Consider the following 10,525-nt stretch of genomic DNA (forward strand, 5'->3'; position numbering starts at 1 on the left):
CCTCTCGTCACGTACGAGACGCGAAGTCCTCACCTTCATGATGCGGGAGAGTCGAGATTTTTGCGAGGGATTGGAGTTTTTGATGTGACTCGAGCGATCAGGTGTGGCTGCCGGGATCGGCCGAGTAGAGGACATCGCGCGCCTTCTCAGTGAACCCCAGGCGGCGGTAGACGGCCAGCGCAGGAGCGTTGTCGCCCTCGACGTACAGCTCGATCTCGCCCACGCCGGCGGCCCACAGGTGCCGCAGTCCGATCGCCGTGAGCGCCGTTCCGAGGCCGCTCCCGTGCGCGTCCGGGTCGACGCCGACCACGTAGACCTCGCCCACGCCGTCCTCGACCTTGGTCCAGTGGAAGCCGATGACGCGGCCGTCACGCTCGGCGACGAAGAGGCCGGCGGGATCGAACCAGTCCTCGGCCCGGCGGCGGTCGAAGTCGGCGCGGTCCATCGCGCCCTGCTCCGGGTGGCTGGCGAAGGCGCGGCCGTTGACGGCCACGACCGCGTCGGCGTCCTCCTCGTCGAAGTGGCGGATCGTGACGCCCTCGGGGATGCGCGGCTCGTCGACGCCGTCGTCGGTCGTGCTCAGCACCAGCAGCGTGCGCACCGGCTCGAGGCCGGCCGAGGCCGCCAGCGCCTGGGCTCCCGGCAGGTCGCCGTGGGCCCAGAACCGGGTCTCGCCCCGCTCGACGAGGTCGTCCACGAGCGCGCGGCCGCGGCCCTGCCGTCGATAGCGCGGATGGACCACCAGCTCGACGGGCGCGTCGCCGACGGCGACCGCCCCGACGACCTCGTCGTACCGCTCGAGCCGCAGGGGGCTCCCGTCGCGCAGGGCGATCGTGGTGGCCTCGTTGAAGGGCGCGACGCCGTCGTTCTCGTGGGCCAGCCGGGCCAGGTCGAGCAGGCTCATGCGCGCCCCTGCAGGACGCGGAGCTGGTGGGCGACCTCGGCGGCCATCGCGCGGGCGAAGGACTCGGGATCGTCGTCGTCGGGCTCGGGCACCAGGTGGTGGACGGCGCCGGACTCGCGCAGGTCGAAGGCACTGATCCGCTGCTCGGCGGCGAGCTGTGCCGCGTGGTCGACGTCGCCGAACACGATCGCGCTGGCCCCCTCGGGCGGCAGCGGCGAGAGCCACGAGTTCTCCGCGGCGATGATGGTCGTCGCCGGCAGCAGCGCCAGCGCGCCGCCGCCGCATCCCTGGCCCAGCAGGACCGAGACCGACGGGACGCGCATCGTGGCCATCGTGCTGACGCAGCGGGCGATCTCGCCGGCGATGGCGCCCTGTTCGGCCTCGGGCGAGAGCTCGGCGCCGGGGGTGTCGATGAACGAGACCAGGGGCAGTCCCAGCTCGTTGGCCAGCTTCATGCCGCGTCGCGCCTCGCGCAGCGCCGCCGGGCCCATCGGCTTGATGCGGCTCTGCGTGGTGCGGTCCTGGCCGATCACGACGCACGGCTCGCCGTCGATGCGGGCCAGCGCGACGATCATCGCCGCGTCGCGCTCACCACGCTCGGTGCCCTGCAGCCGGATGATCGCGTCGGTGCCCCAGCGCAGCACTTCGCGCACGCCCGGACGGTCGGGGGTGCGGGTCACGAGGACCGACTCCCACGTGTCGATCCGGCGCTGCGTCGCGGCCGGGCGGCGCTCGCGGCTCGGCTTGCCGGGCTCGTCGATGAGGATCGACAGCGCCGTGTCGACGACCGACGGCAGCTCGTCGGGGATCACGACGGCGTCGATGATGCCGCGGTTCGCGAGGTTGTCCGAGGTCTGGATGCCCGGGGGGAACGGCGTGCCGTTGAGCAGCTCGTAGACCTTGGGGCCGAGGAAGCCGATGAGGGCACCGGGCTCGGCGATCGTGATGTGGCCGAGCGACCCCCACGAGGCGAACACGCCGCCGGTCGTGGGATGGCGCAGGTAGACGAGGTAGGGCAGGCCGGCCGCCTTGTGGTCCATGAGGGCGCGGGAGATGTCGACCATCCGCACGAACGCGGGCGTGCCCTCCTGCATGCGGGTGCCGCCCGAGGCCGTCGTGGCGAGGACCGGCAGGCCCTCGGCGGTGGCGCGGCGGACGGCGCGGACGATGCGGTCGGCGGCGACCTGGCCGATGGAGCCGGCGAGGAAGCGGAACTCGTTCACCAGCACGGCGACGGGCCGGCCGCGCATGAGCGCCCGGCCGGTGATGACGGACTCGTCGGTCCCGGCGCGCTCGGCGGCGGCCAGCAGGTCGGTGCGGTACGGCTCAGGCCGGGACTCGTGGTCGACCGGCTCGTCCCAGGACTCCCACGAGCCCGGGTCGAGGACGAGGTCGATCAGCTCACGCGCGGTCAGTCGGGACACGGCACCCAGTATGGCCCGATCCGGCGGTCGCGACCTTTCCCGCGACCCTGCGTGGACCACTACAGTGACCGCCGTGTCCACCTTTCACGCCATCATCCCGGCCGGCGGGGCGGGTACGCGCCTGTGGCCGCTCTCGCGCCGCGAGCGCCCGAAGTTCCTGCTGGACCTGGAGGGCACCGGGCGGACGCTGATCCAGCAGACGTGGGACCGCATGCTGCCGCTCGCCTCGCCCGAGCACATCCACGTCGTCTCCGGCGCGGCCCACGGCGGGGCGATCGCCGAGCAGCTGCCCGAGCTGGTGAACCTGCTGCTCGAGCCCTCGCCGCGCGACTCGATGCCGGCGATCGGCCTGGCCGCCGCGATCATCGAGCGCGCCGACCCGGACGCCGTGGTGGGCTCGTTCGCCGCCGACCATCGCATCCCGGACCCCGAGCGGTTCGCCGAGGCGGTGCGTGAGGCGATCGCCGTCGCCGAGCAGGGCTACATCGTCACGGTGGGGATCACGCCGACCGAGCCGTCGACCGCGTTCGGCTACATCGCCTCGGGCGATCCGCTCGCCGGGTTCGCCTCGGCGCGGGCCGTGCGCAGCTTCGTCGAGAAGCCGGACGAGCCGACCGCGCGCGGGTATGTCGAGTCCGGCGACTTCGTCTGGAACGCCGGCATGTTCGTGGCGCGGGCGTCGGTGCTGCTGGACTCGCTCGCGCGGTTCCAGCCCGATCTCGCCGCCGGCCTGCGGGCGATCGCCGCGGGATGGGGCACGCCGTCGTTCGTGGCCGAGCTCGAGCGGACCTGGCCCGCGCTGACCAAGATCGCGATCGACCACGCGGTCGCCGAGCCCGTCGCCGCCGAGGGCGGCATGGCGGTGGTCCCCGCGACGTTCGGCTGGGACGACCTGGGCGACTTCGCCGCGATCGCGCCGCTCGGCTCGTCGCCCGGCGTGCTGTGGGTGGACGCCGACGGCGTCGCCCGCGCCGAGGACGGCGTGCAGGTCGCGGTGCTCGGCCTGCGCAACGTCGCGGTCGTGCAGACGGCGGACGCCGTGCTGGTGCTCGACCTCGCGCAGTCCCAGCGCGTCAAGGAGATCGTCGCCGCCCTGCCCGGCCTCGAGCGCGCCGACCTGCTTTAGGGCGTCCGCCCCGGGCCCCTCGTTCGACTTGTGGAACGCGTTCCACGCTCGTGCCGGACGAACAGGTGCATCGCGTTCCAGAAGTCGCACTCGGGGGGCGCGCTCGGACGGCGCGTCTGCCGGCCGGCTTACGTGAGCGGGATCTGACGCACGGGGCGGGCGCCGAGCAGGTCCCGCAGCTCGGAGTCGGGCGTGTGCGGCCCCGGCAGGTAGATCTGCGCGATCTCGCCGGTGCCCACGAGGGTCAGGTCGCCGTCCTCGGCGGCGGTGTAGACCGCCTCGCCGCGGCTGAGCGGGACCTTCTCGCCCTGCGCGTTCAGCAGCTGGACGCCGCCGCCGATGCACATGACGATCGAGTGCTCGGCGCTGATGAGGGCGACGCCGTCGGGATCGGCGGGCGAGACCTGCGTGACGGCGAGCGCGAACTCGTCCACGGCGGGGCTGTAGACCTCGGTCGAGAACGAGGGGTAGCCCGGCTCGACGCGCGCGACGCGCGACATGCCGGCCTCGAGGCACTGGATGAGACCCTCGGGGTCGAGCGTCTTGCGGGTCAGGCCTGCGCGCATGACGTTGTCGGAGTTGGCCATGGCCTCCAGGCACAGGCCCGACAGGTGGGCGTGGATGACGCCCGTGCCCAGGAACATCGCCTCGCCCGGCTGCAGCGTGAACCGGTTGAGCAGCAGCGACACGACGATGCCGACGTCGCCGGGGTGGTAGCGGGCGATCATCGCGGCGGTGCTGTAGGCGCGCTTGATGTCGACGCCGTCGTGCACGAGCGCCTTGCACTGGATCACGAGCTGGTTGATCTCGCTGGCCGGCGGCGGCGCGATCAGCAGGTTCTCCAGGACGCGGACGATGCCCTTGTAGCCGGTCTTCGCGCGCAGCGTGGCCGAGGCGGCGTTGACGGCGGGGGAGTCGAGCTGGGCGAAGACGCGCAGGATCTCGGCGGTGGGACGGAAGCCCACGAGCGTGTCGAACGTGCTGAGCGCGTAGACCATCTCGGGCTTGTGGCGCGGGTCCTTGTACACGCGCTGCGGCGACTCCAGCGGGATGCCCGCGGCCTGCTCGCGGGCGTAGCCCTCGCGCGCCTCCTCGGGGCCGGGGTGCACCTGGATCGACAGCGGCTGCTCGGCCGCGAGGATCTTGAGCATGAAGGGCACGTCGCCCGCGAGGTCCGACAGCGGCCGCAGACCGGTCGGCGTCTCGACCTGCGAGGGTGCCAGCGGATGCGTGCCGAGCCACATCTCGGCGACCGGCTCACCCGTGGCCGAGCGGCCCAGGAACCGGGGGATGTCGCTGGTCGAGCCCCAGTCGTACGCCTGGGTCATGTTGTGCAGACGACGCATGTACTCAACAGTAGACTCCCGAGCGTGTCCCGACCCCGTCTCGTCGCATTCGATCTCGACGACACCCTCGCGCCCTCCAAGTGCGCCATCCCGGCGCCGATCGGCGACCTCCTGGTGCGCCTGGCCGAGCGGGTCGAGGTGGCCATCATCTCCGGCGGGCAGCTGCAGCAGTTCCGCACGCAGGTCGTCGAGCAGCTGCCGCCCGCCGACGCCGACGTGCTCGAGCGCATCCACCTGCTGCCCACGTGCGGCACGCAGTACTACCGCCTGCGCTCGGGCGAGATCCACACCGTCTACGCGCACGAGCTGACCGCCGACGAACGCGACCGCGCGCTGGCCGCCGTCGAGGAGGAGGCCAGGCGCCTCGGCCTGTGGGAGTCGCGGACGTGGGGCGACATCCTGGAGGACCGCGGCTCGCAGATCACGTTCTCCGCGCTCGGCCAGCAGGCCCCCATCGACGCCAAGATGGCGTGGGACCCCGACGGCTCGAAGAAGGCCCGCCTGCGCGATGCCGTGGCGGCCCGGCTGTCGGATCTCGAGGTCCGGTCGGGCGGCTCGACCTCGGTGGACATCACGCACCGCGGGATCGACAAGGCCTACGGGATGAAGCAGCTGGCGGAGGCGACGGGCATCAGCCTCGACGACATGCTGTTCGTGGGGGACCGGCTCGATCCCGACGGCAACGACTACCCGGTGCTGGCGCTGGGCGTCCCGTGCCACGCGGTGGAGGGCTGGGAGGACACCGTGGCGTACCTCGAGGAGCTCATCCCCACGCTGTGAGGCTCAGGCGCGGCCCGAGACCTGCTGGCGATCGCTCGTGACGCGCTCGACCGCCTCGCGCTTGGCGACGAAGCGGTAGCCCACGTTGCGGACCGTGCCGATGAGCGTCTCGTTCTCGGGGCCGAGCTTGGCGCGCAGGCGACGGACGTGCACGTCCACCGTGCGGGTGCCGCCGAAGTAGTCGTAGCCCCAGACCTCCTGCAGCAGCTGCTGGCGGGTGAAGACCCGGCCGGGGTGCTGCGCGAGGAACTTGAGCAGCTCGAACTCCTTGAACGTCAGGTCCAGGGAGCGGCCCTCGAGCTTGGCCGTGTAGGTGACGTCGTCGACCACGAGGCCGCTGGCGCTGATGACGTGCGAGTCGTCGTCGACCTTGTCGCTGCCGGCGGCGATGCGGCCCATGCCCAGGCGCAGGCGGGCCTCGAGCTCGGCGGGGCCGGCGGTGGTGAGGATGACGTCGTCCATGCCCCAGTCGGCGGCGGCGACGGTCAGGCCGCCCTCGGTGAGGATCAGGATGAGGGGGCACTCGATGCCCGTGGTGCGGATGACGCGCGTGAGGCTGCGGACCTGCGCGAGGTCGTGGCGGCCGTCCACGAGGACGGCGTCGCACGGGGGCGCGTCGATGAGCGCGCTGGCCTCGGCGGGCAGGATCTTGACGTGGTGGGGGAGCAGGGCGAGCGCGGGCAGGACCTCGACCGAGGACTGCGTGGTCTTCGTCAGCAGCAGCAGGTGGGACACGTGAACTGGCCTCCTATGCACGTCGAGGCCCCGACGAACGACTGTTCATCGAAGCCTCATTGCGCCGTCAACGATACTTCATGTGACAGGGCCGTGACGCAGGCCCCCGGAAATGAGAACGGCGTCACACCGGCGTCACACGGCGCACGAGGTCGAGGGAGGACCGGATGAGCGGGTACGAGGTGCTGGGCCTGGCCCTGGTCGCGACGGTCGCCGTCGGGCTGCTCCTGCGCTGGAAGAACGGCCGCTTCGCCGCGGCCCCCGCGGCCGAGGACGCCGAGCGGCTCTCGCCCGAGGACCTCGGTGCGCCACTGGGCGAGCGGGCGACGCTCGTGCAGTTCTCGAGCGCGTTCTGCACGCCGTGCCGTGCGACGCGCCAGGTGCTGACGCAGGTCGTCGACCTCGTCCCCGGCGTGACGACGGTCGAGATCGACGCGGAGTCGCAGCTGGACCTCGTCCGCCGGCTCGACATCCTGCGCACCCCCACGGTCCTCGTCCTCGACGCCGACGGGGCGATCTCCAGCCGTGCGTCCGGAGCCCCGACGCGTGACCAGGTGCTCGTCGCGCTGGACGAGGCCATCGCTCGCTGATCTCACTTTATGGACGCTCGTCTCACATCACGGGACTGGGGCGAGGGTTCGCCGGATCGGCCCCCTAGGCTGGGCCACATGTTCACGACACACCTGACCCGACGCCGCGCGGTGGACAACTGCCGCACGCGCTCGGCGCTGTGTCGTGCCTGCTGACGTCCCACCTCGTTCTCGTACTGTCAGCCCTCACTCCTGCTCAGGAGATCCGTCATGCCCCACGCCACCGTGGACCCGCGCGGCCTGCGCTTCGCCGCAGCCGGCACCATCGTCGTCCTCGCCCTCGTCCTGGTGACGCCGTCGCCGGTGCGCGAGGTGCTGCTCGCGGCGCAGGCGATCGTCTTCGCGCTCGGGGCGTTCGTCTCGCTGTCGGCGTCGCCGTGGTCGTGGCTGTTCCGCACGCTCGTGCGGCCGCGGATCGGGGCGCCGGCGCAGACCGAGGACGCCCGGCCTCCGCGCTTCGCGCAGGTCGTCGGACTGACCTTCTCGCTGGTCGGCCTGGTGGCCCTCCAGCTCGGCGCCACGACCGTGGGCCTGGTCGCCGTCGGCCTGGCGCTCGTCGCCGCCCTGCTCAACGCCGCCACGGGCCTGTGCCTGGGCTGCGAGCTGTACCTGACCACCCGCCGCCTCGCCCGCACGCCGGCGTAGCGCCCGACGCATCACTCACCCATCACTTCGCAGAGGAAAAGGAACACCATGAGCCGCGAGACCGCACTCGTCACCGCCGACTGGGTCGAAGAGCACCTGGCCGATCCGAACGTCGTCCTGATCGAGGTCGACGAGGACGTCGAGGCCTACGACAAGGGGCACATCCCCGGGGCCATCAAGCTCGACTGGAAGAAGGACCTCCAGGACGGCGTCCGCCACGACTTCATCGGCAAGGACCGCCTCGAGGCGCTGCTGAGCGAGAAGGGCGTCTCGAACGACGACACGATCGTCTTCTACGGCGGCAACAACAACTGGTTCGCGGCGTACGCGTACTGGTACCTCAAGTACTACGGCCACCAGAGCCTGCGCCTGCTCGACGGCGGCCGCAAGAAGTGGGAGCTCGACAGCCGCGAGCTGACCCGTGACGTGCCCAGCCGTGAGGCCACCACGTACACGGCGCAGGAGCCGAACCAGGACATCCGCGCCTACCGCGACGACGTCATCGCCGCGATCGGCACGCAGAACCTGATCGACGTCCGCAGCCCCGACGAGTTCGCCGGCCGCCTGCTCGCCCCCGCGCACCTGCCGCAGGAGGCCGCGCAGATCGGCGGCCACATCCCCACGGCCGGCAACGTCCCGTGGAGCAAGGCCGCGAACGACGACGGCACGTTCAAGAAGGACGGGGAGCTCAAGGAGCTCTACGCCAACGCCGGCCTGGACGAGGGCAAGGAGACCATCGCGTACTGCCGCATCGGCGAGCGCAGCTCGCACACGTGGTTCGTGCTCAGCGAGATCCTCGGCTACCAGGGCGTCAAGAACTACGACGGCTCGTGGAGCGAGTACGGCTCGCTGCGCGGTGTCCCGGTCGCCGTCGGCGACGAGCCCGGGCAGGCCTGACATGTGCGGGGCCATCACGGGCGGACCGAGCCTGGAGGGTGTCGACGTCACCAACCAGGCCGTGATCCAGGGAGTCGTCCTGCGCGGCGACCAGCCGGTCGGCAACGCCTACGTGCGTCTGCTCGACCGCAACGGTGAGTTCACCGCCGAGGTGCCGACCTCGGCCACGGGCCAGTTCCGGTTCTTCGCCGCTCCGGGCACGTGGACGCTGCGCACGCTCGCGCCGCGCGCCGAGGTCGTCGACTCCGAGGTCGTCGCGGCCAAGGGCTCGGTCGCGGACGTCGCCGTCGCCATCTGACACACCGGCACCACACGAGGCCGGGATCCCGCTCGGGGTCCCGGCCTCGTGCCGTCCCGGCGCGTGTGCCCGCCTCGGCGCCGGCCCGGGCCCGGCGCCCCCGCTCGACTTTTGGAACGCGTTCCACTCTTCCTCCCGATGGAACGGTGCATCGCGTTCCAAAAGTCGCAGGAGGCGGCGCGGGGCGGACCCGCGCGGCCCGTAACCGAGGGTTGCAGCGGTCTTCCGTGCGTGGACGCGCCCCCGTATCCTCGTCCGCGGGCGGCCCGGTGCGCGAGCGGCCGGCGAGGCGGGGAGGACCATGGCGATCGCGGAGGCGGACCGGCTGGAGGAGTCCGCGCCGACGCCTCCGCCCCCGCGGCGGCCGTCCCGGCGGCGCGCAGCCGCCGTGCCCGGCGCGGCCGTCCTCACCGCCGTGGTCCTCGCGCTCCTCCAAGGCTGGGCGGTCGCCGCCTGGGCCGAGAGCGACGGCGAGTCGCTGCGCGACGTGCTCGGCAAGTGGGACGCCGGGTGGATGACCCAGATCGCCGAGTTCGGGTACTCGGGGTTCTCGGTCTCGCCGGACCCCGCCGAGCGCGTGGAGTGGCAGTCGGTGGCGTTCTTCCCGGCGTTCCCCGTCCTGGTCCGGATCGTCTCCTCGCCGCTCGCGGTCTTCGGCGTCGAGGACGCCACGTTCCTCGGTGGCCTGATGGTCTCGGCCGTCGCGTCGCTCGTGCTCGCCTGGGGCGTCGCGTGCCTGGCGCTCGAGCTGTGGCAGCGCTCGCGTCCTGCCGCGGCGCGCCTGCTCCCGCAGCCGTCCGTGCGCACCCGCGTGGCCGTCTCGGTGGCGGCCGCCGTGCTGGCGTTCGGCGCGCCGATGAGCTTCCTCTACTGGATGCCGTTCACCGAGGCGCTGTTCGGCGCCCTCGCGGTGTGGGCCCTCGTCATGATGCTGCGACAGCGGTACCTCGCCGCGAGCCTGCTGACGCTCGGCGCGGGCCTGACCCGGATCACCGCGATCGCGCTGGTCCTGACGCTGTGCGTCGCGGCGGTCGTGGAGCTCTGGCAGTGGTCGCGTCGCCGCACGCGCTTCCCGCTCGCGGCCCTGTTGGCGCCCGCCATCGGCTACGCCGGGACCGCCCTGTACCTGGCGTGGGCCGACCGCCAGGTCGCCGACATCGGCGGGTACTTCGCCGCCCAGAAGCGTGGGTGGAGCTCGCACGTCGACCTCGGCGCCGCCTCGTGGCGCTGGCTGCGGGAGCACCCCTACCCGCGCGACACGAGCGACCACGACGCGGTCGCCTACGTCCTGTCGAGCTGGTCGATCGTGCTCGTCGCGGTGCTGTGCGTCGTCTCGCTCTGGCCGCTGCTGCGGCGCTGGCTGCCGTGGCAGGTTTGGCTGACCGCGATCCTCATCGCGGGCAGCGTGCTGGGCTCGGACGGCATCATGCACGCCCGGCCGCGCCTGCTGCTCATGCCGGTGCTGCTGCTCCTGCTGCCGTTCGTGGTGCGCGCGGTGCAGTGGGCGCTGCGGGAACGACGCGGTCGCGCCCTGCGCAGCGCCCTCGTCGCGAGCGCCGGTGCCGCTTGGTGCGTCCTGGGCTGCTGGGTCTTCTGCTGGATGCTCATCGAGTTCCAGTACGGCATCTGACCCGCGAGCGAGCCGTTCCGGGGTGGGGAGGAACGGTGCCGAAGTGTTGAGTTCGGGTGGATTCGGCGTGGGACTGCTGTGGATCTGTGCTGCGTAGCGTTGATGACATCAACCCGGGCAGTCGCCCAGCACCGGCCGAACGGCCACCGA

At 72.2% G+C, this 10,525-nt stretch carries 11 protein-coding genes; 7 read left to right on the plus strand and 4 right to left on the minus strand.

The window, feature by feature from the left end; all coding sequences use genetic code 11:
* Positions 1-97 precede the first annotated feature (97 nt).
* Positions 98-904 (minus strand): mycothiol synthase, encoded by an 807-nt coding sequence (gene mshD / locus AB3M81_RS16875; protein ID WP_412905093.1) that lies wholly within the window; start codon positions 902-904, stop codon positions 98-100.
* The gene (locus AB3M81_RS16880; RefSeq protein ID WP_412905094.1) at positions 901-2,328 is read right to left on the minus strand and encodes a carboxyl transferase domain-containing protein; all 1,428 of its coding nucleotides are present in this window, start codon (positions 2,326-2,328) and stop codon (positions 901-903) included. The genes mshD and AB3M81_RS16880 overlap by 4 nt, the downstream gene beginning before the upstream one ends.
* 73 nt (positions 2,329-2,401) lie before the next feature.
* Here AB3M81_RS16880 and AB3M81_RS16885 point away from each other — a divergent pair, with 73 nt between their 5' ends.
* The gene (locus AB3M81_RS16885; protein WP_412905095.1) at positions 2,402-3,454 is read left to right on the plus strand and encodes a mannose-1-phosphate guanylyltransferase; all 1,053 of its coding nucleotides are present in this window, start codon (positions 2,402-2,404) and stop codon (positions 3,452-3,454) included.
* A 128-nt stretch (positions 3,455-3,582) separates the two neighbouring features.
* Here the strand turns inward: AB3M81_RS16885 and manA are convergent, their stop codons facing one another.
* Positions 3,583-4,800: a mannose-6-phosphate isomerase, class I gene (gene manA, locus AB3M81_RS16890; RefSeq protein WP_412905096.1), complete on the minus strand. Its 1,218-nt coding sequence runs from the start codon at positions 4,798-4,800 to the stop codon at positions 3,583-3,585.
* Between the two features lie 24 nt (positions 4,801-4,824).
* On the opposite strand from manA, the gene AB3M81_RS16895 reads away from it, so the two are divergent.
* Positions 4,825-5,580, plus strand: a complete 756-nt coding sequence (locus tag AB3M81_RS16895; RefSeq protein WP_412905097.1) for an HAD-IIB family hydrolase — start codon at positions 4,825-4,827, stop codon at positions 5,578-5,580.
* A gap of 3 nt (positions 5,581-5,583) precedes the next feature.
* Here AB3M81_RS16895 and AB3M81_RS16900 read toward each other — a convergent pair whose 3' ends face one another.
* Positions 5,584-6,315, minus strand: coding sequence for a winged helix-turn-helix transcriptional regulator (locus tag AB3M81_RS16900; protein ID WP_412905098.1), 732 nt, complete (start codon positions 6,313-6,315; stop codon positions 5,584-5,586).
* Between the two features lie 167 nt (positions 6,316-6,482).
* Between AB3M81_RS16900 and AB3M81_RS16905 the strand changes: the two genes are divergently transcribed.
* The 5 genes from AB3M81_RS16905 (at position 6,483) to AB3M81_RS16925 (ending at position 10,375) form a co-directional block, all read left to right on the plus strand.
* Positions 6,483-6,905, plus strand: coding sequence for a TlpA family protein disulfide reductase (locus AB3M81_RS16905; RefSeq protein WP_412905099.1), 423 nt, complete (start codon positions 6,483-6,485; stop codon positions 6,903-6,905).
* 210 nt (positions 6,906-7,115) lie between these two features.
* The gene (locus AB3M81_RS16910; protein WP_412905100.1) at positions 7,116-7,550 is read left to right on the plus strand and encodes a DUF4395 domain-containing protein; all 435 of its coding nucleotides are present in this window, start codon (positions 7,116-7,118) and stop codon (positions 7,548-7,550) included.
* A 48-nt stretch (positions 7,551-7,598) separates the two neighbouring features.
* The gene (locus tag AB3M81_RS16915; RefSeq protein WP_412905101.1) at positions 7,599-8,447 is read left to right on the plus strand and encodes a sulfurtransferase; all 849 of its coding nucleotides are present in this window, start codon (positions 7,599-7,601) and stop codon (positions 8,445-8,447) included.
* Position 8,448: 1 nt separating this feature from the next.
* Positions 8,449-8,745 (plus strand): DUF1416 domain-containing protein, encoded by a 297-nt coding sequence (locus AB3M81_RS16920; RefSeq protein WP_412905102.1) that lies wholly within the window; start codon positions 8,449-8,451, stop codon positions 8,743-8,745.
* 301 nt (positions 8,746-9,046) lie between these two features.
* Positions 9,047-10,375 (plus strand): hypothetical protein, encoded by a 1,329-nt coding sequence (locus tag AB3M81_RS16925; RefSeq protein ID WP_412905103.1) that lies wholly within the window; start codon positions 9,047-9,049, stop codon positions 10,373-10,375.
* The last annotated feature ends 150 nt before the right edge of the window (positions 10,376-10,525 follow it).

Source organism: Aeromicrobium jepli, from assembly GCF_047246605.1.
Lineage (GTDB): Bacteria > Actinomycetota > Actinomycetes > Propionibacteriales > Nocardioidaceae > Aeromicrobium.

Coding starts and splice junctions, on each gene's coding strand:
- AB3M81_RS16910 (WP_412905100.1), top strand. CDS start 7,116: ATGCCCCACGCCACCGTGGACCCGCGCGGCCTGCGCTTCGCCGCAGCC.
- AB3M81_RS16905 (WP_412905099.1), top strand. CDS start 6,483: ATGAGCGGGTACGAGGTGCTGGGCCTGGCCCTGGTCGCGACGGTCGCC.
- AB3M81_RS16915 (WP_412905101.1), top strand. CDS start 7,599: ATGAGCCGCGAGACCGCACTCGTCACCGCCGACTGGGTCGAAGAGCAC.
- manA (WP_412905096.1), bottom strand. CDS start 4,800: ATGCGTCGTCTGCACAACATGACCCAGGCGTACGACTGGGGCTCGACC.
- mshD (WP_412905093.1), bottom strand. CDS start 904: ATGAGCCTGCTCGACCTGGCCCGGCTGGCCCACGAGAACGACGGCGTC.
- AB3M81_RS16920 (WP_412905102.1), top strand. CDS start 8,449: ATGTGCGGGGCCATCACGGGCGGACCGAGCCTGGAGGGTGTCGACGTC.
- AB3M81_RS16925 (WP_412905103.1), top strand. CDS start 9,047: ATGGCGATCGCGGAGGCGGACCGGCTGGAGGAGTCCGCGCCGACGCCT.